This is a genomic window from Asaia sp. VD9 (assembly GCF_037150015.1).
GTDB lineage: Bacteria > Pseudomonadota > Alphaproteobacteria > Acetobacterales > Acetobacteraceae > Asaia.
In genome coordinates, this window is the sequence record NZ_JBBCQM010000002.1 from 17,859 (window position 1) to 42,170 (window position 24,312).

Below are 24,312 nucleotides of genomic sequence, written 5' to 3' on the forward strand. Positions count from 1 at the left end.
CTACTCGATCTGGCTTGCGGTGTAATAGCCGCTATCGATCAGGGTCGGACGGATATTGGCTTTAGTGACTACGACGGGCGTCAGAAGATAGGCGGGCACCACCTTGACACCGTTATTGTAGCTCTTGGTATCGTTGACCGGCACCGTCTTGCCCGCCAGCATGGCGTCCACCATGTCGGCGGTCACGCCGGCCAGCTTACGCGTGTCCTTGAAGATCGAGGAGTACTGGTCGCCCGCAAGGATAGATTTGACGGAAGGAATTTCGCAATCCTGTCCGCTGACATAGGCGATTTTGGTATCACCGCTTCCATAGCCCACGCCCTTGAGCGAGGAGATGATGCCAATGGAGATGCCGTCATAAGGGGAGAGCACGGCGTCGAGATGACGGTCGGTGTAATAGGCGCTCAGCAGATTATCCATGCGCGACTGTGCGGTGGCGCCGTCCCAGCGCAGGGTCGAGACCTTGTCCATGGTCTTCTGGCCAGAAGGGATCACCAGTTTGCCGCTATCCAGATAGGGCTTGAGGACTGACATGGCGCCATTGAAGAAGAAATAGGCGTTGTTATCGTCCGGTGAGCCGCCAAAAAGCTCGATATTGAATGGTCCCTTGGCGTCGGGCAGGCCAAGCGCCTTGACCAGGGAACTCGCCTGAAGCACGCCGACCTGGAAATTGTCGAATGTCGCATAATTGCTGACGTCGGGTGAATTGCGGATGAGACGGTCATAAGCAATGACCTTGACCCCGCGCTGCGCAGCCTTGTGCAGCGTGTCAGAGAGCGTGGTGCCGTCGATGGCAGCGATCACCAGCACCTTGTCACCTTTGGCGACCATGTTCTCGATTTGCGAAACCTGATTGGGCACGTCGTCATCGGCATATTGCAGATCTGTCCGATAACCGCGCGATTGAAGGGTTTTGACAATATTGTTGCCGTCGGCAATCCAGCGCGCGGATGATTTCGTGGGCATGGCGATACCGACAACGGGCTTGTCCTCCGCCGTGGCCGAGGCTGTGGCAAGGGGGCCAAATAGGGCCGTCGTGACCAGCGCAAAAGAGGCGAGACCAATACTGATTCTGCTCATGGTGTGACTGTCCAAAATGCAGTCGGCGGCGCGGGTAAACGGCGTTCGGCGACTGGGCAACGACATGATGTGGGCGGGGCCCGGGGGGAATTAACGATAACTGGGCGCCTATGAGGAGATGCGGAGAGCGCTGTCCGGAAAGGTGCCTTGTGGGGGTGAGCGTCCAGAGAAACAGAGGATGTTCCGACGGATCGACATAGCGCGTCGTAACATTGCATGATATAATCATATCATTACGATGTTAGAAATAACAGAATTAACGCTTCACGGGATCGTGAAAACGATCTGTCACGATGCGATCATGGCGCGCGCCTGCACGCGTTCCATGGAGCGGCCCTAACTCCGATTTCGGGGCGCTGGGCAGGACAAGGTCCGGCGAGCCAAGGCGGCCGATGCGCAACCTTGCCCGGCTCCAGGTTCCCCTTTTCCGTTTTGCGCCGGTGCGCTGATCCGACGCGTTCCCTTCTGCCCGCGTTGGGAAGGCTTGGAACAGAGGAGGGCACCAAAGACATGCGATGCGTGGGTTTGACAGACGGATCCTGTCCCAAAGAGGGTGGGGGTATTCAGAACGCTCCGTCGCACGGGCCACAGACAGGGGTGATCCGACCGGCATTGGGTGCTGACGCCCGGCTGGCCCGGTATCAACATCCAGTCATGGCGCTTCGCTTCCTCTGCGGCTTCCTGCGGGCCTAAATACGACGTCCCAGACTGTCGCTCCATTGGGCGAGGCGCGCCAGAGTGGCCGGGATGAGCGTTTCGAGAAGCGTCAGCGTATCCCGACTGAGTACCAGGCCCAGGAGAGGCCAGTGGCGTCTGATGGCTAGGCGTAGCGGATGCATGGTTTCTCCTCCTTCGATGGGCGTAACAGGGGGGGATCGGACTGGGTATGCGTGTTCGAGCTCGGGGATAGCCGGGTTCTTCAGCCGGGAATGGGGGGCGGGGCGATGCCCGTCTGGTGCAGTTGCTCGTCCATCAGCACCGCCGCGAGATGAAAGGCGCGTCGTGCATGGGCATAGGGCAGCCATTGTCCCATCATGTTCCAGGGCATGCCGTTATTATAGGTTGCGATGGCCATCAGCGTCCTGCCGTTCGATGCATCGAGGGCAATCAGCTCCTCGCTTGCGCCACCCGGTGCGGGGGGTGGAATAGGCGGCAGGCCGCCGCCTGCCGCGCCTGCAGCAAAGCCGGCAACGATGGGCAAGGCGTTGTAGTACCATTTGCTGCGGCGCAAATTGGTGATTGCTGCTTGGATTCTCAGCGTGCCGGGAGGAGGAGAGAGTGTCTCTGGCGGCAGGATCGTGAAGTCTTTGGCAAGCGTCTTGTGCAGTTCCTCATCGAAGGCCTGTGTCACGCGCGCTTCTGCCTTGGGGGTCAGATGGGGAGCCTTGGCAGAGGGGTGCCACTGCGCGTGATCAATCATCACGTAATGATACTGTTCCTCAGGTGAAACGGGGGCGGCATAGACCAGATCATCGCTATGTCCTTTGGGGTGAACCATCATGCCGTAGGTTTCGGGAGCGATGAAACCTGTTCTCGTCGTACCCTGTCCCGCGCAGGCGGTCAGGGCACCCATGCTGGAAATGGTGAGTGGCAGGATCAATCGGCGCCAGAAAAGCGGGGCATGAGGGGAGTGACGTCGGGAAAGGGCAAGGCAGGTCATGAACTGGGCGTCTCCATCTTTCGGGGAGCGGCCCTGTATCGAATCTTCCCGGGGCCGCAGGCTTACCCTGTTCTGACGGCCGGTTCTTGCTGCTTGATGTCCTGCATATTCCCACGCTGAAACAATTGACGATTCATGGGCTGGCGGGAAGAAAAACCTGTACGCAGAGTCCACCTTGGGGGCGGTTCTGCATCATGATATCCCCGCCATGCGCGCGCATGATGGTGCGTGCCGAGGTCAGGCCCAGCCCCACGCCGCCTGTCTGACGGTTGCGCGATTTATCCAGTCGGAAATAAGGTTCGAAAACAGCATCCAGGGCTTCGGGCGGAATACCGGGCCCGTCATCGATGATCGTGACGACCAGCGCGCCCTCGGCCTCATGTGTCAGGGTGATGTGGGGTGGCGTGGCATATTTGATGGCATTTTCCACCAGATTGGAGAAAACGCGTTTCAACGCATGGATTGGCCCTCGATAGCCGATACGCCCCGGATTGTCGTAGCGTACATCATGCCCCTGATCGGCATAGTCATAGGCGATCGTCTGAAGCAGGCCAGAGAGATCGAAGGCCGTGCTTTCCTCGCGCGCGGCATCTTCGCGAAAGAAGGAGAGCGCGCCATCGATCATGATCTGCATTTCGTCGACATCGCGAAACAGTAGTCTCTGCTGCTCCGTGCAGTCGATGAATTCGCCGCGCAAGCGGATGCGGGTGAGGGGCGTGCGCAGATCATGGGAGATCGCGGCCAGCATGGTCGTCCGATCCGCCACGAATTTCGCGATCTGGGCCTGAAGGGCGTTGATCGTCTCTGCAACGAGGCGGATTTCACGCGGGCCGGTTTCGGGGAGGTGTGCCGAGGCAGGCTTGCCGGCGATCTGACGTACGCCATGAGCCAGATGTTCGATCGGACGCGAGAGCTGACGCGATGCGATGAGCGAAACGGCAATGATCCAGAGGGCGAGCATGGCGCCTTCGAGGCAAAGACGCTGAAAGGCATAGAGCCCCCAAAATCTCTGCAAGGCCACGCACAGGATCCAGCTTCCGTCATCGAGCTGAACCCCGGCAAAATACGCATCGTGAAAAACAGAGCGGTCATACGGCAGTCCAGGGAGTAACGAGACCGGATTATCTTCCTGGAATACGGCCATATGGCGTGGCCGATGCCCCAGATGCGGGCTAAGAAAATGCCAGGATTCGCCTACCTCCATCGCCCGGTAATGGCCGTGCTCCAGGGCGAGGGCGAGGGGAGAGTGTGGGGCATACCAGGCGAAATGCAGTTCGGTCGTATTGGCTGCCTGAAGCAGGGCGGGACGGTGTTCTGCTGGCGCGGCGCCGGTCATGCGAATGACAGACGCCACCTCGCGCACCATGCCCGTGGCCTCTATATCGGGCTTTGTCCATTGACCGCCAAAGGCCACAAAGAGTTCGAGCAGAAGCAATGTCACCGCCGCCGCCAGAGCGACGGTCACGATCAGGCGGCGCGATATCGTGTCCTGCATGAGAAAGCGTCGCGTCATGAGCGTTTTACCGCGGAGGCGAACAGATAGCCCCCATTGCGCACGGTACGGATCAAGGTCGGATTTCTGGGGTCTTCCTCCAGCTTGGCGCGCAGGCGGCTCACCTGCACGTCGATGCTGCGATCGAATGCGGCATGGTCGGGGCCGCGCGCCATATCCATGAGCTGGTCGCGTGTCAGCACACGCTGTGGATGCTCGGCAAAGGAAAGCAGCAGGTCGAATTCGCCACCTGAGAGGGGAACCAGTGAGGAATCGGAGGCGCGCAATTCGCGTCTTGTGACATCCAGAACCCAGCTTCCGAAACGCAGGCTGGGGCGCAGGGAGGGCGCCGGGTCGTCCACAGCATTGCTGCGGCGCAGCACGGCTTTCACCCTGGCGAGCAATTCGCGCTGGTCGAAGGGTTTGGTCAGATAATCATCGGCGCCGATTTCCAGCCCCACCACCCGATCCGTGTGGTCGGCCATGGCGGAGAGCATGATGACCGGCACGCGGGACGTGGCACGCAGGCGTTGGCACAGGCTGAAGCCGTCTTCATGCTGCAGCATGATGTCGAGAATGATGAGATCGACCGGCTCGGTATCGAGAATGGCGAACATCGCTGCGCCATCCTGCGCGGTGGAGACACGATGCTGATGCTTGCGCAGGAACGTGCCGAGCAGCGTCAGGATGTCCTGATCGTCATCGACAACAAGAAGATGAGGCATGGGGGTCATCCCTCACTCGTATCATGGGGTGGCGCGCCGATGATGTCAGGGGTCGACATGATGTTTCAAGATGGAAACAGGATGATCGGCGCAGCGCTCTGCCGCTTTGCATCGGTTTCGGCAAACCTGCTAGACAGGGGCCGACGGTGCCCTGCAAGGGGTGAAAAGGGAAGCGGGTGCGCGCGGTGACGCGCCAGTCCCGCGCTGCCCCCGCAACTGTAGATGGTGCAAGACCGTCGCCATATCCCACTGGAGTGTGCTCCGGGAAGGGGGCGACGGCTCCGGGAAACCGGTGCCATGAGCCAGGAGACCTGCCGTCATATCGCTGATTTCGCTGTCCGGCGGGGTGCCCGGAGAGAGACGGATCCTGTCCAGCGCCGAGAGGTGCAGGTCGGGGCGGGCTGGTTCGTGCCGGCAATCGACTTTGCGCCTTTCTTGCCCGTCGCCCGGATTTTTCGGGACGCCGGGCCCGGTCCGGGAGGGCCCATGGCCGAACCGATCCTTTCACCAGGCGAGACGCCTGTTCTGCATGTCTGCCAGACCTGTCGTGACGGAGGCGAGGCCCTGCATGATGCGCTGGCCGCGTTGGCAGGGGAAACTGCCGTGCGTGTTCAGGGGGTGCGCTGCCTGGCGGCCTGCCAGCAGGGGTGCACGGCGACGCTTTCCATGCCGGGGAAATGGTCCTGGCTTCTGGGCCGTCTTCATCCCGGACTGGCGCCCGATCTGCTGCTCTATGCACAGGCCTATGCGCGTTCGCCCTCCGGTACGGTCATGCCGTCGCGTCGCCCTGAGAGCTTGGGTAACGTTATCCTGGGGCGTTTTCCCTCCATGGTCGACGCTGCTCCCGGCAAGGCCTCTCCTGCGGATGGCACGATCTCCCCACAAGCTTCCGGAAACCTCGCATGAGCAAGATACCCGTTACCATCATCACCGGCTTTCTCGGCGCCGGAAAGACCACGTTGCTGCGTCATCTCATCGAGAAATCGAACGGGCGGCGCATCGCCATCGTCGTCAATGAATTCGGTTCGCTGGGTATCGATGGCGGGACATTGCGCGGATGCAGCCTGCCCAACTGCCCGGAAGAAGATATTGTCGAGCTGACCAATGGCTGTCTGTGCTGCACGGTGGCGGATGATTTCATCCCGACTATGGAAGCCCTTCTGGATCGCTCGTCACCGCCCGAGCATATCGTGATCGAAACCTCGGGTCTGGCCCTGCCCAAGCCGCTGCTCAAGGCCTTTGGCTGGCCGAGCGTGCGCACGCGCATGACGGTGGATGGCGTGATCACCGTGGTCGATGCTCCGGCCGTAGTCGATGGCCGTTTCGCCGATGATCCCGAGGCGGTCGCGCGCCAGCGCGAGGCGGATGACTCGCTCGATCACGACAACCCGATCGAGGAAGTCTATGAGGACCAGCTTGATTGCGCCGATCTGGTGGTACTCAACAAGACTGATCTACTCGATGAGGCAGAACTGGCAGCGATCGAGGCCGGGCTCGCCACGCGATCCCGGCGCGTTCGCCTGATCCGTGCACGCGAAGGGCGCGTCGATCCTGCCGTCATTCTGGGCCTCTCCGCCGCGGCTGAGGACGATCTCGCTGCGCGCCCTTCGCATCATGACGGAGCGGATGAGCATGAACATGACGATTTCACCAGTTTTGTCCTGCCGCTCCGCGAGCAGGAAAGTGTCGAGGCGTTCATCGCACGGCTGGAGCATGTGGCGCGCGCCCATGACGTGCTGCGTATGAAGGGCTATGCGCGCATTGCGGGCAAGAGACTGCGTCTGGGCGTTCAGGCCGTGGGCGCGCGTATTCGTCATGCCTTCGAACAGGGCGAGGCGTCCCCTGGCCAACTCGTGGTGATCGGGCTGCACGGTCTGGACCCCGTGGCGGTGCAGCGCAGCTTCGACGAAGCCTGATCCATGCATATCCTCTTTCGGGAATCGCATGATCTGGACGGGCAGGCACAGGCCGAGGATCTCGCCCATGCGCCTGCCGATCTGATCCTGCTCTCTTTTTCCGAAAGCGATCTGTTGGGGATGCGGGCGATCCATGAAACGCGGGATCCGAGTCTTCAGGTCGCGACCCTGTCGCGCCTGCGTCACCCCCTTTCGGTCGATCTCTATATCGAGCAGACCATTGCAGGTGCCCGTTGTGTGGTCGTGCGCCTGCTGGGCGGCACGGAGTACTGGCGCTATGGCGTGGATGAACTGCGCCTGACCTGTCGCGCAGCCGGTATCCCGCTCGCCTTCATTACGGGCGAGGCGACGCCCAACCCGGCGCTCCAGGCGCTGTCGAGCATTGATCCCGATCAGTGGACGCGACTCGATGCGCTGTTTCGCGAAGGGGGGGCACGAAACCTGCGTTGTGCCCTCACAGTGATGCGTGCGCTTGCCGGGTTGGGCGAGGATGATGGCGCTGAGGTCGAGCCTCTGCCGGGCTGCGCGCTGTATCGGCGTCTTACGCCGTCACGACGCACACGGGCGCTGATCGTGTTCTATCGCGCCCATCTTCTGGCCGCCGACCTGGCGGGGATCGATGCGCTGGCCGATGCGCTCCACGCGTCCGGTATCGGGGTCGATCTGGTCTATGCGGCCTCGTTGCGCGCTCCCGAGGCCCAGGCTTTTCTCGATGACTGGCTGGTCAACACGCCGCCCGACATCATTCTGAACGCCACCTTCTTCGCGGCGCGGGGTGAGGATGGGACGGTTTCCGTGCTTGAGGCGGCCGGTGTGCCGGTGCTTCAGATCCTGCAACCAAGCACGACAGAGGCAGGCTGGGCCAAGGCGCTGCGCGGGCTTTCCCCCTCCGATCTGGCCATGCAGGTGGTGCTGCCCGAGCTCGATGGTCGCCTGAACGGGGCGCCCATCTCGTTTCGTGACGAGGCGCCTCCCGGCCTGCCCGCACGGCGCGTTCCGTATGCGCCGGGTATCGACCTGATGGTCGCGCAGGCGCGGAACTGGCTGCGTCTTGCGGCCGAGACCCCGCAGGAACGGCGTCTCGCCCTTGTGCTGTCGGATTATCCCGGTGCGGAAGGGCAGGCGGCCCATGCGGTCGGGCTTGACAGCTTTGCCAGTGTCGCCGCCATCACCAGCATGCTCCATGAAGCGGGTTACGATCTCTCCCCGCTCGAAGCACAGGCTTTGCCCGATGCCCTGTGCCGGTCGGCTCCGGCAATCGTGCTGGATGAGGCCGATTATCGCGCAGCTTTCGAGGCGCTGCCGGAGGCGTTTCGCGCGCGCGTCATGGCGGCCTGGGGACCGCCGTCAGGACCGGTCACGGTGCGGTTTATCGCCTGCGGCAAGCTGGTCGTGACATTGCAGCCGGGACGCGGTCTGCCCCAGCAGCGCAAGGCCCAGTATCATGACCCGGATATCCCGCCCTGCCATGACTATATCGGGTTCTATCTCTGGCTGCGCCAGGTCCGCGATATCAGCGCGCTGATCCATCTGGGCACACATGGCACTCTGGAATGGCTGCCAGGCAAGACTGTCGCCCTGTCGGAAAGCTGTGCGCCTTGTGTGTTGCTGGGCGGCGTGCCCGTGATCTATCCGTTCATCGTCAATAACCCGGGCGAGGCCGCTGCTGCCAAGAGGCGGCTCAATGCGGTCATGATCGGACATATGACCCCGCCCGTACAGCGTGCCGGTCTGGATACGGCCATGGCCAATCTGGAACGGCTGATCGATGAATATGCCGAAGCTGACGGGCTTGACCGCCGACGCGGCACGGTGCTGCGTCGGCAGATCCTCGACCGCGCCGCTGATCTGGGCGTGTTGTCTGAGAGCGGTGTGGCAAGCGGGATTGAGGACGAAGCCGAGGCGCTGGCCCGGCTCGATGCCTATCTCTGCGATGTGAAGGACCTGCAGATACGCGACGGGCTGCATGTGTTCGGTCGTACCCCGCCGCATCACGGCATTCTGGTGACCATGCTTGCGGAGACAGCGCACGTCGCGCCCGACCATGTGACGCATCGTCTCGATGCCTGCCCGGAGGCCGAGCGTCTGGCGCTGCTGGCTGCGCTGGACGGGCGTTTCATTCCGCCCGGGCCTTCAGGTGCACCCACACGCGGCCGGCTTGATGTGTTGCCCACGGGGCGCAACCTGACCACGCTCGATCCGCGCATGCTGCCCACACGCGCGGCCTTGCTGCTGGCCCATAAAACGGCCGCCCTCCTTCTGGCCCGCCACATGCAGGAAGAGGGCGAGCCTCTGCGTCATCTGGTGCTCGATCTCTGGGGAAGCGCCACCTTTCGTACCGGGGGCGAGGATATGGCGCTTGCTTTCCTGCTCATGGGGGTGCAGCCGCGCTGGGACGCCACAAGCGGTCGTCTGACCGGTTTCGAGATCGTGCCGCTGACCGTGCTCGACCGGCCGCGTGTGGATGTAACCCTGCGGATTTCCGGCCTGTTTCGCGATGCGTTTCCGGGGCTGATCGCGCTGTTCGATCAGGTGGCACGGGCCGTCGCCGCTCGCGCGGAAGAGCCGGACTGGAATCCCCTGACCCTCGATCCGGATACGTCGCGCATTTTCGGCGCGGCCCCAGGCGCCTATGGCACGGGCCTGGAATCGGCCCTTGCAGAAGGGAGCTGGAAGGATCGGGACGCGCTCGGGCACCTTTATCTTGAGGGCTCGCAATGGAGCTATGGCAATGGTCAGGATGGCATCGCCGAGAAGGACGCTCTGATACGCCGTATCGGTCGGGCCGAGATGCTGCTTCATGTGCAGGATCATGCCGAGACCGATCTGCTGGATGGCACGGGCCACGCCGTTCATGAAGGCGGACTTGCTGCTGCTGCCGCCGCTCTGGGCCGGGCCCCGCATCTGGTTCATGGCGATACCAGCCAGAGCGAAACACCCCGATTGCGCGATCTGGCGCAGGAGGTGGCACGGGTGACACGGGGCAGACTGGCCAACCCGCGTTGGATCGCAGGCATGATGCGCCATGGCTATCGCGGGGCGGCGGAGATGGCGCGTGGCGTTGCGGCCCTTGAGGCCTGTGCCGCGACCCTGCCCATCCGTCTGGATGCCCAGATCGATCTGGCCTTTGCTGCATTGCTCGATGATGACACCTGCCTCGCCTTTCTGCAGGCGCATAATCCCGAGGCGCTGGCCGATATGAAAAAGCGTTTCGGCGGGCTGATGGCGCGCGGGTTGTGGCAGTCCAGGCGCAACAGCGTGGCGCACAGGCTCGACTCATGAGGGTCTGCCAGATTTTTCCTTGCGTAGGGGATGCCCGATGAGCCGGATTCTGATGGTCGCTGCCCCGCGTTCTGGATCGGGTAAGACCACACTGACCCTGTCCCTTCTCGCCGCCTTCAGACGGCGCGGCCTGCGGGTTCGTGCGCTCAAGACCGGGCCCGATTATATCGATCCCGCCTTCCATCAGGAGGCGACAGGCATGCCCTGCGCCAATCTCGATAGCTGGGCCATGTCGGACGCCGCTCTCGCAGCCGGGCTGACGCGCGCTGGCGACGGGGCCGATCTTGTGATCATCGAATCCTCGATGGGGCTGTTTGATGGTCTCGCGCTTGAGGATGGTCAGCGCGGTGCCGCGTCCGATATCGCCGCCCGTTTTCGTCTGCCGGTTCTGCTTGTGCTTGATGCCAGCGGGCAGGGGCAGAGTGTCGGGGCCGTGGCTCAAGGCATGGCCACATGGTCGACAGCCGTATCGATCGGGGGGGTGGTGCTGAACAACATTGCCTCGGACCGTCATGAAAAACTCTGCCGCGCCGCGATGCGCCAGAGCGTGCTTGGGGTGTTTCGTCGTGACCGGTCCATTGTGTTGCCGGAGCGGCATCTCGGACTCGTACAGGCACGCGAAAGGGGCGATCTGGAGGGGTTTTTCGCGTCTCTGGCCGATAAGGCGGAGCGTGAACTCGATCTCGACGGGATCCTGTCTCTCGCGCGTCCGATTGGGGAGAGTCTCCCGGTACAGGCTTCGCATGTTGCTCCGCTCAAACCACCGGGTCAGCGCATCGCGCTCGCGGATGATGCCGCTTTTTCCTTCCTCTACGCCCATCTGGCCGCAGGCTGGCGCGAGGCGGGGGCTGAGATTCTGCCTTTCTCACCCCTGCAGGACGAAGTGCCCGATGAGCGCGCCGATTGCTGCTGGCTCCCCGGCGGCTATCCTGAACTCCATGCGGGGCGTCTGGCGGCTGCCACGCATTTCCGCGAGGGCATGACGCGGTTCGCGGCCTCAAATCCGGTTCACGGAGAATGCGGCGGGTTCATGGTGATGGGGCAGGGGCTGGTTGATGCGACCGGGACACGCCATGCCATGCTTGGGCTGTTGTCTCACGAGACATCCTTTGCGAGACGCAAGATGGTGCTTGGCTACCGTGAGGCGATGCTTTTGCAGGATGGCGTGCTCGGAAAAGCGGGTGCACGACTGCGCGGCCATGAGTTCCACTATGCCAGTGTAACCGAGGAAGGTCAGGACGCGCCCCTTGCGGAATTGCGCGATGGCGAGGGCACGTCCCTCCAAGCAGCAGGTGCTCAGAGAGGGAGGATATCAGGCTCGTTCTTTCATGTGCTCTGCGAAGCGGGATGAGCACCGGGTCAAATGAGCGCCCTGCAACGGCGCCGGCGTTCTCAGTTCTGCTGGCGCGCCATCCTCCCGTCGAGGGCGCGGACGGGCTCTGCTATGGAAGGTCCGATCTTCCCCTTGCTACGGGGTGGCACGATCATGTTGCGTCATGGGCGGCGCTTTGGAAGGGCAGGGAGCAGGGAACGCTTTATACGTCACCCTCGACACGCTGCAGGAGGGCGGCGCAGGCTCTCCTGGCCTCGCTCCCCGACTTCACGTCGATCACCAGTGATGCGCGTCTGCTCGAGATGGATTTCGGTTCCTGGGAAGGACGCGCCTGGTCAAAGATCGACCGGGGAGCACTCGATGAGTGGGCGGCCGACCCTCTAGGCTATCGGCCCGGCGGCGGAGAGACCGTGACTTCCCTGATCGAGCGTGTGACCGCATTCTGGGAGGAGCGGATCGAGGCGGCGGAGCCCTGCTGCGTGATCACGCATGGAGGGCCGCTCCGCGTTCTGCTGGCTCTCGCCGAGGGGCGGTCTTTCCGGATGGAGGACAGGGCCCCCGCGCAGGGCCATGCCGTTCTGTTGCATTTTTTCAACAATCACGGACGGTTTGTTGCGCGAATACCCCCCATCCGTTGACAGAGTGCAACGGAGCAAAGAGGAGTAGGTGAATCCTGAATCAACGGTAAGGTTTATCATGTTGTTACGCTCCCGGTCCTTCCTGCCATCAGCTGCACGCAAAGGGGGGTTGATCCTCATTGCCTCGACGTGCCTGATGTCATGCGGGGGGGCGGCGCTGGCGCAGAGCGCGAGTGCCTCGGCAGATGCCGTGCCGAGCCGGGTACAGGGCAAGGCGGCTCAGGCTGCCAGCCCACGCGCCGTAACTGGCAAGCCCGCTGCGAAGACCCGCAACGCACTGCGTACGCGCCAGTCGGCCCCGATCCATTCGGGTGAGTCCGAGGGCGGGAGCGAGGCCATTGTCGTGACCGGTACGCGTGAGATCGGCAAGAAGGCGCGTGATTCCATCGCGCCGCTCGACATCATCTCGCACAAGCAGATTGCGGCAACCGGTCAGGGCACGCTGCGTGATGCGCTTGCGCTGCTGCTGCCTTCGCTCACCACGCCGACAGCCGGTTTCGATGCGGGCGCCATGACCGACACCATCAGTCTGCGTGGCCTCAACCCGAACGAGACGCTGGTTCTGGTTGATGGCAAGCGTCGCCACAACACGGCCAATATCTATTCAAACCCGGGTCCACAGCAGGGTTCGACGGCGTCCGATATCGACATGATTCCGATGTCCGCCATCGACCATGTGGAAGTTCTGCGTGACGGCGCCTCCGCCCAGTATGGTTCGGATGCCGTGGCCGGTGTCGTGAATATCATCCTCAAGAAGCAGGCGCGCGGCTTCCATGCCCAGAACATCACGGGCATCACCTCGGAGGGCGATGGCTTCCAGCAGGGCGTGTATCTCGATGGGGGGGCGAGCCTTGGATCGCGCGGCTTCGTGCATGTCAGCGGCGATTTCGTCCATCAGGATCACACCTATCGCAGCGCTGCCGATAACCGCACAGGCACCTATCAGAACAACATCCTGAGCCAGCCCGAGCAGACGCGCGAGAGTGTTGCCGTCAATGCTGGATATGATTTGACGGATAATATCCAGCTTTATGCTCTGGGCACCTATGCCCATCGTCATGCCGAGTCCTATCAGAATTATCGTCTGGCCTCGTCACTGAACGCCTATCCCGCCTACAAGGCGATCTACCCTTGGGGGTATTCGCCGGTCGAGACGCTGAACGAGAATGATTTCGAGCTCAAGGCCGGGGTGAAGGGCGATTTCCGGGGCTGGCACTGGGACGTCTCGAGCGTCTATGGCCGCGATTACGACGATATCGGCCTGATCAATTCGGTGAATCTCTCGATCAACAAGGCGACAGGCCGCACACCCACCTCGTTTGACGTGCAGGGCTTCAATAACCAGCAATGGACGAATGATTTCGATTTCAGCCGCAAGTTCGAGTTCAGTGGCTGGCCGCACAGCGTGAATTTCGCCGGTGGCGCGTCCTATCGCTATGAGGGCTATTCGGTCGGTACGGGCTCGCCGGATTCACTCTATGGCAACGGCTCGGATGCTCTGGCAGGCACGAATCCCGGCAATGCAGGCAATTACAGCCGCGACGTGGCCGCAGGCTATCTTGATATCTCAACCTATCTGGCCAAGGGGCTGCAGCTCGATCTGGCAGGTCGCTACGAGCATTACACCGATGTAGGCAACACCCAGAACGGCAAGGTCTCGTTGCGCTATGACATCACGCGCCGCATCGCGCTGCGTGGAACGATCAGCAACGGGTTTCATGCGCCGACGCTCGCCCAGAAATACTACTCGGCACTCAATATCTCGCCGACTGCCGCACGTGGCCTGATCGGCGCGGGCTCGCCCGGTGCACTTGCCAACGGGTCGTCTGGCCTCAAGCCCGAGCGCTCGACCAATGCGGAAGGCGGATTCATTGTCGAGCCGATCCGCAACCTGCATGTCACGACCGATATCTATCAGATCAACATGCGCGACCGGATCATGCCGGGCGGCAATATCTCGGGTGCAACGGCAATCAAGGCCATGCAGCTCAACGGTTTTGCGCTGCCATCCGATATCGGCACGTGGAATCAGAGCGCGATCACGGCCAACTGGTTCGGCAATGTGGCCAGCACCCGCACGCAGGGTCTGGATATCACGGTCACCTATCTGACGAAGCTCGGCGCTTTCGGGCGTATCGACTGGGATGCGGCCATCAATCTCAACCGTACCCGCCTGTCGCATCAGGCCACCAATCCTCTGACCGGTGCGCCACTGCTCAATGCGGCCTCGATTGCCTATCTGACGACGGCCTATCCGCGCAGCAAGATCATCTTTGGTGGCAACTGGACCCATGCGAAATGGATCGTCGGCCTGCACGAGATCCGCTGGGGCCAGACGACCAACCAGCTCACCTATTATGCGCCCGGCCCCTATCAGTTCAGCACGACGCATTTTCTGGAATACCAGAACAAGCCGAAATGGACGACCAATCTGGACGTGAGCTATCGCATCACCCCGCGCTGGACGGCCACGATCGGCGGCAACAACATCTTCTCCGCCTATCCGAACCGCGTGCCTGACGGGAACCGCTATCTGGGTGCGCCCCAATACTACATGAGCACGTCGCAGCTCGGTATTAACGGGGGCTACTACTATTTCCGGGTCAATTACGACCTTTGATCCGCAGGATCACTCCGCCCGCTCATGAGAGAATGTCCGGGCGTGACTGATTGCAGGGCGGAGCGTGAAGCTCCGCCCTGATCGGATCAGGCAGCGCAGGCTACCTTCTCTGTCACTGCTTGCTGGTGACCGGCAAGATAAGGCCCTGTCGCCAGGAGCGTTATGGTCAGGGTCACAGGCTGAGTCAGGCTGCCTTCAGGAAGTGGCAGCTGGGCGTCGCCATTGGTCCATCGCGCAGTGTCGTGCCCGGCGGCATGCCACCCTGCAAGATCGGGCGTGAGATGAGCCTGTGTAGCGAACTCATCTCCCGCGATCCCGTATCGAATTTCACCCACCAGGACACCCAGCATCCGACGATCGTCGTGATAAGGGCCAATTGCGTCGCAGGGCCGGGTCCGTCTGCTCGCAATGCGTACTGATTTCGATCCGGAGGGAAGAACGAAACGATAGCCTCGTTCATCGACCGATGCGGGCTTCAGACGTGATCCATTGGGAATGATGAGCGTGAGATCAGGATCATGCGTCAGCAGGGCCGGAGACGGGATGACCGGTGCTTCCTCTGCGCCGCATCGTGCGAAGATTTCCTGCCAGAGAGGGGTGACGAAAGCCGGATCAGTGTCGATCAATGGTGATCTCTGGGGTGTGCGCAGTCTGGCAGGCTGATCTGTTTCGATCTCCGTCATGAGCGCGCGATTTCCGGAGTCCAGATAGCTCTCGGTTGCCGCGTCATTGCACCAGATCGCCGCATGATCCTCAAGCTCTATATGGTGATAGACGTAGGAGCTATGGGACCGGTCATAAGCAATGCTCAGACCATTCACCAGCGTGCGTACAGGAACGAAGCGCCCTTCGAGGAAGAGACAATGTTCCCCGGTGACGAGCATGTCGGCGTTGGGAACGCCTTCCGCCAGGGCGTTCCGGCTGATTCGAACAGGATAACCGGCCTCGATGGCACAGATCATGTCACCGCACCGCAGGGATTCGACAGCGCGATCTCCTTCCGGTGTGCGGATCATGCAACCAGGCAGGAAGCATACTTCGTAAGCCAGATTACCGCCGCGGGTGCTCAGAGTATAACCGGAGGCCTCCGCTCCGGGCATTGCAAACCAGATACCCTTTCCGTTCTTCAAGGCTATAAACACGCTGTCGGGATCGGGGAAGATGACCGACTGCACCGCGTCTTTCGTTAAACCGACAAACTGGATCACGTCCGAATTACCGGCGCTCTGGCCATCAAAGCCAAGAATCTGGGTTTGCAGCGTTCCGCCGTCCGCCAATCCGGAAATGACCAGAGACTGATTGGTAGAGCCGAGAAGATTGACGGACCCACCGGCATCCGCCCACGTCGTCAGAGAAGCCCCGTCGGCAAGGTTGACCGTGCCCTGAATGGATGCGCCATTATCGAGTATGACGCTGGCGCCGGATCCAACCGTACCGCCGGACAGGATGCCTCCTGAGACGACACTGATCGTGTTCTGGTTGGGGATGGACGCTCCATTGAGACCTGCGCCAGCGCTGACAACAATCCTGTTCGGACCGGCGGCCAGTCCGTAAGCCGGGGCATATTGGGCACCGCTCATCAGATAAAGTGTCGATCCCGTGCCATCCCAGGTAAACGGCATGTTCTGATACGCGCTGACAACGCCACCGCGCAGATTGAAACTGCCGGACGCCTGGGTGGCTCCCGATCGGATAATCGCTGTTGCTCCGTTGGAGACCGTCACGCTGGCCCGCAATGTGCCAGCAACATCAATGGATGTGTTGCCTGGGAGCGTTTGGCTGGCCAGCAAGGTGCCGCCTTGCGATATGACGATGGCGTTGCCGTCGGAAAGCTGACAGGTCCCGAGATTGGCGCCGTTGAGGACGACAATACGCGCGTTTCCTGCCGCCACCTGGCTGGTACAGTTATAGGTGACACCCGCCATGATGTTGGCAGTCCCGCCATACTGGCCCCATTTGATCCCCGTCGCGACGCCCATATTGACCGTCCCGCCGACCAGATTGATCTGCAGGTTGGTGGGATTCTGCATGTAGGGCGCAATATTCATCACACCATTGGCCATGATAAATGGATTTGCGTTCAGGATACCCGACATGTTCAGCGAGCCGCCGCTGCCGATATCGATGCGATTTGCGATTGTGCCACCGGGGTAGACGTTCAAGGTCCCGCCAGCGCGAATATAAGCGCCAGAGACTGTCCCGCCATTCATGACAGTGCAGCTGTCACCCGCTTTGGCGAAAGAGAGATCGCTAGTTATACCGGACTGTACGACATAATTGACCATTGCACGGTTCTTCTTTTTCGATGAGTGAGACTATTTTTGTTCTGCATAAAAACTGATTGCAAATAAAAAACAATTCCATGCTTTAGTTTGGAAACAAAAAGAAACTCTTATACCCGATTTTTGTCTGATTCCCGGTTCGGGGTAACCTGAACTGTCTTTCTGGTTGGCGCATCGGGGCCTTGTCGTTGTGAGTGTGATCTTCAGCATGCACGCGCCTATGGAGCGGATGTGCGAAGGGCATGACAGGCTCAGTCCTGACCCAAGGGTGGCAAACACAGCACTGTCATGCTCTTTTCGCCCGATAAGACTGCGGACATCCGAACCTGAACCCTCCAGGACAATGTCGGGAGAGAAAGCCCGATTGCGTGTGATGTAGAAAATCAGCATCCGAGCTTGATTCACGCCGAGGGCCTGAGGCCCCCCGATTTCAGCGCAGGGCGGGGTTGTGCCCTCGATCGATGACGATAAGACGGGCACTGCAGCAGGACGATCGTATCTGCCGGTAATTCCGGCTCGTGGCCGTTCGAAGGGCATCACGATGTCCCCCCCCCCCGCATATCTCCTCCCGATTGGCGGGCGCGTTATCGGATCATCGTTATCCGGGGGAGAAGGAGCTCAGGAACACGTTAATCTCAATCAATGACGCGGTATGCAGGAAGCGCTTTTTCACTTTGGAGGGATGGCAAGAGAGATCAGCAATGATTTGTCATGATGTCTTGATGTCAGATTTAACGGTGTTTTTTCCCGCTGAATGATGCTCTGCTCACGAAACCGGCATAAAATGACGACTCTCAGGGTCCAAAAAACCTGTCGGTTTTCTTAAAAGACGGTCATCCGTCCACAGGGAGCTTGAGCCAGACATTGTCCTCTTCCGTCCTGCGCCTCTTTTCCGTCTGTTTTGCCGTGCCTTGTCTGGTCTCTGGCGCCTATGCCCAGGAGACGACATCCGTAGCGTCCTCCGGAGCGACGCCTGATGGCGCGCCAGCGCCCGCCGGGCTGGGAGCGATCAATGCAGGCCAGCAGCCCTCTGCCCTGACCCAGACGTCGTTATCCGAGCTTCACAAGGATACGACGGTTGCGCCCTTGCCGAAGCCCGAGGCAATTTTCGTCAATCCCTTGGGCGTCAATGCCTGGCTGCGTGAACGCGGCATCGCCATCCTGCTCGACAACACGAATGAAATGTCAGGCATGCTCAATGCCCCGACGAAAGGCCTTGGACTGCGTCAGGGCGCGAGTAATGCTGGCCAGTACTCGATGGAGAACGACATCGACTGGGAGCGTCTGGCAGGCTGGACCGGGTTCTCGACCCATGACGTGATCGTCGGGCGTTACGGTATCCCCGCCAGTCGCATGTTCGGTGACAACCTCAACCCCAGCCAGGAAATCTATGGCGGTGGCGGTAACGTGGTGGTCCATCTGGTTTATGCCTATGGCGAGGAAACACTGTTCAACGATCGTTTCGATGTGGCGGCCGGACGTATGTCCTTCCTGTCGGATTTCTCGGCCAATCCGCTCTATTGTAACTTCATGAACAACGCGTTCTGCGGCAATCCCAAGGCATCGAGCGACAATACCGCCCATGCCTCCTATCCCGATGCCAACTGGGCAGCTCGGTTCCGCCTGAGACCGACCGATAACACCATCTTCCAGTTCGGTGTCTACTTCACCCAGACACAGGCCATTTACGGCAATGCCCAGATGCGCACCGGCTTCAAGTTCAACGGCGCCACGATCGATGGTGAGGCCATGCCGGTCGAATTCATCTGGGAGCCGCGTTTTGGCCACGACCATTCCCTGCCGGGCCATTACAAGGCGGGCTTCGCCTACGATACGGCGGACCACAAGGACAATTATTACGACGGCAATGGCAATCCCTTTGCCCTGAGCGGGCTCAAGCCACGCAATGTACACGGCGCCTGGGCGGCCTGGGGGCTGGTCGACCAGATGGTGTATCATCATCCGGGCCAGGCGCCCGATGCCGGTGTGACCCTGATCGGAGCCGCCTATTTCAACAAGGCCCAGACCTCCACCCGCGCGGACCAGCTTTCACTTGGTGTGCTTGATCGCGGCTTCTGGAAATCGCGCCCGCTCGATGCAATCGGCGTCAATTTTTCCTGGACCCATGTTTCCGACGATCTGACGCGCTCGCAGCGTCTCTATGCAGCGCAGGGTCTGCCCTTGCCCAACGGGTCGCTCTTCCCGCAGACCAGCGCCTATGTGGTTGAAGCGACGTATCAGATTCATGTGCTGCGCGGGGTCACCTTCGCGCCCGATTTCCAGTATTATTTCAATCCTGGTGGACAAAAGCAGCTTCGGGATCAGGCGATGCTGGGCTTCAAGAGCCATATAGAAATCTTCTGAAAAATTGCCGGGCGAAACCCGGCACCGCTTTCGATTGTTGCATGTGCCCTCACAGGTTGCAGCGCTGCACGATCGAAAGAGACATTCATGACTCATGAATTGCCCGCCCTCGCCAGAGAGCTTTCCCCGCAAGGGCCCCTCGATGGGTTCTGGCCCATCGAGGATTATGCTGCTCTTGGTGACGGGCGCTGCGTCGCCTTGCTGGCGCCCGATGGCAGCGTGGACTGGCTCTGCGTTCCCAATATCGACTCCCCGCCCATGTTCGACCGGTTGCTGCATCGCCCCGGCGGTTTCTTTCAGATCCGACCTGTGGGCGCCTTCAAGGCCACCCGCCGGTACCGTGAAGACAGCAACGTGCTGGAAACCCTGATCGAAACCGAGACCGGTACGGCCCGTCTCACGGAATCACTGAACAGCACCTTTGCCGGACGTCTGCCCTGGACCGAATTTGCGCGCCGTATCGAGGGAATTTCGGGCCGGATGACGTTCATCGTGCGCTTTCGCCTCGGCACGCGCTGCGGCACAGTGGCTCCCTGGATCCAGTCCACCCAGAATGGCAATATCTTTCACGTGGGCTCCGTGCTGGCGCATATGGTTCATACGCCCAACATGCGTATCCTGCGCGAGGAGGACGAGGCGATCGAAGCCGAGATCGTCGTGGGGGAGAAAACCCATGCCCTCGTGGCGCTCGTCGCCACCGAGAACGAGCCACTGGCCGTGCCCTCCGTGGAGGAGATCGACGGACGTATCGAGACCAGCGATGCCGCGTGGCGCTGCTGGGCACATTCCTTGCATTACGAGGGCCCGTATCGGGAGCAGGTTCGGCGTAGCGCTCTGGCGCTCAAGCTGCTGCTTTACTCATCGAGCGGCGCCATCGCCGCAGCGGCCACGACCTCGCTGCCCGAGCGACTGCGCGACGGAAAGAACTGGGATTACCGCTATGCCTGGATACGCGACGCCGCCTATGTGGCCAACGCGTTCCTCCGGCTGGGTGCCGTGGCCGAAGTGAAGGCCGCGCTGGCCTGGCTTGTGCATCATCTGGGCGAGGAAGGTCCTCTCGTGATGTATGGACTTTCAGGCCAGAAGGTCGAGGACGAGATCATCTACGACGAGGTCGAGGGGTATCGCGGGATCAAGCCCGTGCTCAGCGGCAATCGCGCCTCCGGGCAGCACCAGCACGGTATCTACGGCGATATATTCGAGACGGCTGCGCTCTTTGTGTCGCGTGGCAATCTGCTGGACCAGAAGACGGCACAGCTTCTGGCGGATCTGGCCGATCGCTGCGCCGATCACTGGCGTCAGAAAGATGCCGGTATATGGGAACTGACTGAGGACCAGCATTACACCATGTCCAAGATCAGTTGCTGGCAGGCGTTGGATCGCGCCTGCCAGATGGCCCAGCGCGGGCATCTGTCCAAGGACCGCGCCCCGCGCTGGGCGCGCGAACGCGACCGTATTCTGGACTGGATCGACAGTGAGTGCTGGTGCGAGAAGCGCAAGGCCTATCTCTTCTATCCAGGGTCTGAGGGGCTCGATGCCTCGATTGCTCTGGCCGTGCCTTTCGGGCTCGATCGCAAGGAGCGCATGCTATCCACGCTCAGGGCCATACGCGAGGAGCTGGGCCATGGTCCGTTCCTGTTCCGCTACACCGGGATGAGGGAAGAAGAGGGGGCCTTTCTCGCCTGTTCCTGCTGGATGGTCGAGGCACTCTCCCTGCTGGGCGAACAGGATGAGGCCGAGAAGCTTTACGCCGCTTTTCTGGAACGCCTCCCCCGTAATACCGGTGTGATTGCCGAGATGATCAACCCCGAGACAGGCATGTATCTGGGGAATACGCCGCAAGGTCTGAGCCATCTGGGCGTGATTCATGCGGCTTGCGCATTGGCGGGCAACAAGATGAAGGCGTTCGATCTATCCTGAAAACCGGCCGGGCGGCACCCCGCCCGGCGGCTATAACGTGGAGGCCTCTTGTCTGGGGCATCGACGTCATGCGGGGCCCCTCGAACCGCGGGGCCATGAGGGAGCCGAATGACCCAAAGGAGTATGGGAATCGACCCACGGACGCCTCGGTCGAGAAGGGGGCGTCCGGGAAGAACCATCCTTCGAGCGATCGGCTGTCGCGGCTGCGATCCTTCTTTCTGGGCAGACGTGCCTAAGCTTTGCCAGGATAAAACGATTCCTGCCCGGACAGGCGTTGCGGGGCCTCAGTCCAGCCCCGCCATGTGCCACGCCTCACGTGCCAGCGTCAGCGCACGCAGCCGGGCCTCGGGCGCATAGATCGGCGCGCTGATCATCAATTCGTCAGGAGCATGGCGCGCGGCAAAGGCTGCCATGCCCTCCGCGACCTGTTCCCTGGTTCCGATCAGGCTCGTCGCCTGCACCGTGTCCAGCTGCTGGCTGATCTCGCGGGACCAGGGAAGGTCCTCGGGCAGAATGGGGGGCAGCACGCGACCGGGACGGCCCTGGCGGAGGGCTGCGACGAAAAGACGACGGGAGGTTGCCAGATAATCGGCCTCCTCAGCCGTATCGGCAGCGATCACGTTCATGGCCAGCATGACATGAGGCGCTGCGAGATGGGCCGATGGCCGGAAACTTGTACGATAGAGATCGATCGCCTGTTCCATCATCTGCGGCGCGAAATGCGATGCGAAAGCAAAGGGAAGACCGAGAGCCGCAGCGAGCTGGGCAGAGAACAACGACGAACCGAGCAGCCAGACGGGAATATCGGCCCCGGCACCCGGCGTGGCCACAACCCCGTTCGGGGCGCCGTAAGGCGTGAAGTAGGCCATGAGCTCCTGCACGTCATCGGGGAAACGCTCTGCATGATCGCCGTGACGCCGAAGCGCGCGCATTGTGCGCTGGTCCGAGCCGGGGGCGCGGCCCAGGCCCAGATCGATACGACCGGGGAAGAGGGCTTCGAGCGTGCCGAACTGCTCGGCAATGACGAGCGGGGCATGATTGGGCAACATGATGCCTCCGGCGCCGACACGCATGCGCTGGGTGGCAGCGGCCAGATGACCGATAACCACGCTTGTCGCGGCGGAGGCGATGCCCGGCATGGCGTGATGCTCGGCCACCCAGTAGCGATGATAGCCAAGCGCTTCGGCATGGAGCGCCTGATCGCGCGACTCCAGCAGGGCTTCCCTGACGGTGCCATCGTCACGGATGAAGGAGAGATCGAGGACGGAGAGCGGTATCATCCTCCCGATATGGGGAGGGGTAGCTCGTCGTCAAAGAGGTCTGGTCTGAAGCCCCTCCGGGCCGGCTTCTGCAAGGGGCCAGACGACCAGCGAAAGTCGCATTCCTCTTTCCTCTGCGCGCTATGCCTCATGATGGCAGTCTGGGCGAGGCCGGTACGGGGCGGGATCAGGCTTGAGGGGGCGGCTTGGGGAGCTCATCCCCGCGAGCCTCATCATTCCTGGGCGTGGTCTGTGATGTGCGCTCAGCCTCCTCCTCTTCCAACAGCGTTTCGATGGCGGGGCTCGCGCTGCTGCGCGTGTAGATGGGGGTAGGGGCCGCGCTATGGGCGGCTTCCATGAAGCGATCGGCCAGAGCGCCATAAAGCGCCTGCTTGCAGATCATGCGCGATACACCGAAGGCGAGGAAGGAGGTGGCCATGAGCGCCAGGGTGACCTGCTGGTTGTCGCACATCTCCATGACGATGACGGTGGCGGTCAGAGGGGCCTGCACCACTGCCGAGAAATAGGCGACCGTTCCCAGAAGTACCACGGCACCGGCTGTCGTATGGGGGAGATATTGCTCGATCCAGCCCCCGATCCCCGCACCGACGGAAAGGGAGGGCGCGAAAAGCCCGCCAGGAATGCCGGAGCAATAGGATACGACGGTGGCGATGAACTTCAGTACGAAGAACGAGGCCGGGTAGTGCTCGGACCCGTCGATGATGGCGCGCGCCTGGGTGTAACCCGTACCATAGGTCGCGCCATGCGACACAATCCCGAGCCCTGCCAGAACCAGACCGCACAGGGCGGCGAAGGCAACGGGCCGCGCCTTGATGAGCGCGCCGAGCCGTCCCGGTATGCCCTTGGAAAAGCGGATCAGCAGGGCCGAGAAGGTGCCGCCTGCGACACCGCCAACAATGCCGCAGGTGAGCACGGCAATCCAGGCCGTCCCGATGGGCACATCCACATCGGTATGACCGAAATAGGAGTAATTTCCCACGAGCGCGATGGCCGTGACACCTGAGAGCACGACGCCGGTCAGCATCGTGCCCGAGGTCTTCTGCTCGAAGGAATGCGATAATTCCTCGATGGCGAACACGATCCCTGCGAGAGGTGTGTTGAACGCGGCCGAGACACCCGCAGCGCCACCAGCCAGAATGGCCCCGCGTCGCGCAGCCACGCTGGATGTCCCCAGAAGGCGCGAGAAGCCATGCATGATGGCTGCCCCTACCTGCACGGTCGGTCCTTCGCGGCCGATTGAGGCGCCGACCAGCAGCCCGAAACAGGTGAGGATGATCTTGGCAAAGGCAATACGCAGCGACAGCACGCGATTGACGATCGAGAAATTCTCGATGTGCAGGGTGGCGATTGTCTGCGGAATGCCGCTTCCCTGGGCCCCGGCGAAGAACCGGCGTGTGAGCCAGGTCGAGAGCGCCAGACCGGCGGGAACAACCACCAGCATTACGTAGGGGTCCCAATGGAGCAGGCGTCCGCGCGCGCGCGCGGCCCAGTCTGCCGTCCCGGCAAAGGCCACGGCTACCACGCCTACAAGAATGGCACCCAGCCAATACGTCAGGGTGCGCCGCCATTGCGAGGTGGTTCGGCGGGCGGAACGGCGAAGATGCTGTATCCGGTTCTTCTGACGCAATGCGGTGCTGGGGCGCATGAAGTCTCGCCTGTCTGGTGATCGGGAGGCACCGACCGATGGGGGATGCTCCTGCCAGCACACCGGGCAACTGGT

General features: G+C 61.6%; 16 protein-coding genes and 1 riboswitch. Of the genes, 8 read left to right on the forward strand and 8 right to left on the reverse strand.

What is annotated here, in order from left to right; genetic code table 11:
* The 5 genes from chvE to WFJ47_RS02560 form a co-directional block, all read right to left on the reverse strand.
* Positions 1 to 1,080 carry a multiple monosaccharide ABC transporter substrate-binding protein gene (gene chvE, locus WFJ47_RS02540; RefSeq protein WP_127103616.1) on the reverse strand — a complete coding sequence of 360 codons (1,080 nt, stop codon included), beginning with the start codon at positions 1,078 to 1,080 and terminating at the stop codon, positions 1 to 3.
* Positions 1,081 to 1,769: 689 nt separating this feature from the next.
* Positions 1,770 to 1,919 (reverse strand): hypothetical protein, encoded by a 150-nt coding sequence (locus WFJ47_RS02545; RefSeq protein ID WP_199751961.1) that lies wholly within the window; start codon positions 1,917 to 1,919, stop codon positions 1,770 to 1,772.
* Positions 1,920 to 1,999: 80 nt separating this feature from the next.
* Entirely contained in the window at positions 2,000 to 2,740 is a 741-nt protein-coding gene (locus WFJ47_RS02550) for a DUF3313 family protein (RefSeq protein WP_336760690.1), read from the reverse strand.
* Positions 2,741 to 2,873: 133 nt separating this feature from the next.
* Positions 2,874 to 4,253 carry an ATP-binding protein gene (locus WFJ47_RS02555; RefSeq protein WP_336760692.1) on the reverse strand — a complete coding sequence of 460 codons (1,380 nt, stop codon included), beginning with the start codon at positions 4,251 to 4,253 and terminating at the stop codon, positions 2,874 to 2,876.
* Positions 4,250 to 4,966 (reverse strand): response regulator transcription factor, encoded by a 717-nt coding sequence (locus WFJ47_RS02560; protein ID WP_336760694.1) that lies wholly within the window; start codon positions 4,964 to 4,966, stop codon positions 4,250 to 4,252. The genes WFJ47_RS02555 and WFJ47_RS02560 overlap by 4 nt, the downstream gene beginning before the upstream one ends.
* A gap of 118 nt (positions 4,967 to 5,084) precedes the next feature.
* Positions 5,085 to 5,291: riboswitch (cobalamin riboswitch) on the forward strand.
* Between WFJ47_RS02560 and WFJ47_RS02565 the strand changes: the two genes are divergently transcribed.
* The 6 genes from WFJ47_RS02565 to WFJ47_RS02590 all read left to right on the forward strand — a co-directional run bounded on the left by WFJ47_RS02565 (position 5,255) and on the right by WFJ47_RS02590 (position 14,746).
* On the forward strand, positions 5,255 to 5,863 hold the full coding sequence (locus WFJ47_RS02565; RefSeq protein WP_336760695.1) for a DUF1636 domain-containing protein: 609 nt from the start codon (positions 5,255 to 5,257) through the stop codon (positions 5,861 to 5,863). (Overlaps the previous riboswitch by 37 nt.)
* Positions 5,860 to 6,873, forward strand: a complete 1,014-nt coding sequence (gene cobW, locus WFJ47_RS02570; protein WP_336760697.1) for a cobalamin biosynthesis protein CobW — start codon at positions 5,860 to 5,862, stop codon at positions 6,871 to 6,873. Before WFJ47_RS02565 ends, cobW begins: the two co-directional genes overlap by 4 nt.
* Positions 6,874 to 6,876: 3 nt before the next feature.
* On the forward strand, positions 6,877 to 10,155 hold the full coding sequence (gene cobN, locus WFJ47_RS02575) for a cobaltochelatase subunit CobN (RefSeq protein WP_336760699.1): 3,279 nt from the start codon (positions 6,877 to 6,879) through the stop codon (positions 10,153 to 10,155).
* 37 nt (positions 10,156 to 10,192) lie between these two features.
* Positions 10,193 to 11,506: a cobyrinate a,c-diamide synthase gene (locus WFJ47_RS02580; protein WP_336760701.1), complete on the forward strand. Its 1,314-nt coding sequence runs from the start codon at positions 10,193 to 10,195 to the stop codon at positions 11,504 to 11,506.
* Positions 11,503 to 12,126, forward strand: coding sequence for a histidine phosphatase family protein (locus WFJ47_RS02585; protein WP_336760703.1), 624 nt, complete (start codon positions 11,503 to 11,505; stop codon positions 12,124 to 12,126). Before WFJ47_RS02580 ends, WFJ47_RS02585 begins: the two co-directional genes overlap by 4 nt.
* 136 nt (positions 12,127 to 12,262) lie before the next feature.
* Entirely contained in the window at positions 12,263 to 14,746 is a 2,484-nt protein-coding gene (locus WFJ47_RS02590; RefSeq protein WP_408868612.1) for a TonB-dependent receptor plug domain-containing protein, read from the forward strand.
* An 86-nt stretch (positions 14,747 to 14,832) separates the two neighbouring features.
* On the opposite strand, the gene WFJ47_RS02595 is transcribed toward WFJ47_RS02590, so the two are convergent.
* Positions 14,833 to 17,031, reverse strand: coding sequence for a Hint domain-containing protein (locus WFJ47_RS02595; RefSeq protein ID WP_336760707.1), 2,199 nt, complete (start codon positions 17,029 to 17,031; stop codon positions 14,833 to 14,835).
* Between the two features lie 849 nt (positions 17,032 to 17,880).
* Between WFJ47_RS02595 and WFJ47_RS02600 the strand changes: the two genes are divergently transcribed.
* Positions 17,881 to 19,392 (forward strand): carbohydrate porin, encoded by a 1,512-nt coding sequence (locus WFJ47_RS02600; protein ID WP_127102028.1) that lies wholly within the window; start codon positions 17,881 to 17,883, stop codon positions 19,390 to 19,392.
* Between the two features lie 87 nt (positions 19,393 to 19,479).
* Positions 19,480 to 21,312: a glycoside hydrolase family 15 protein gene (locus tag WFJ47_RS02605; protein ID WP_336760710.1), complete on the forward strand. Its 1,833-nt coding sequence runs from the start codon at positions 19,480 to 19,482 to the stop codon at positions 21,310 to 21,312.
* A 284-nt stretch (positions 21,313 to 21,596) separates the two neighbouring features.
* On the opposite strand, the gene WFJ47_RS02610 is transcribed toward WFJ47_RS02605, so the two are convergent.
* Positions 21,597 to 22,592, reverse strand: a complete 996-nt coding sequence (locus tag WFJ47_RS02610) for an LLM class flavin-dependent oxidoreductase (RefSeq protein ID WP_336760711.1) — start codon at positions 22,590 to 22,592, stop codon at positions 21,597 to 21,599.
* A 166-nt stretch (positions 22,593 to 22,758) separates the two neighbouring features.
* Entirely contained in the window at positions 22,759 to 24,237 is a 1,479-nt protein-coding gene (locus WFJ47_RS02615) for a chloride channel protein (protein WP_336760712.1), read from the reverse strand.
* Positions 24,238 to 24,312: the final 75 nt, after the last annotated feature.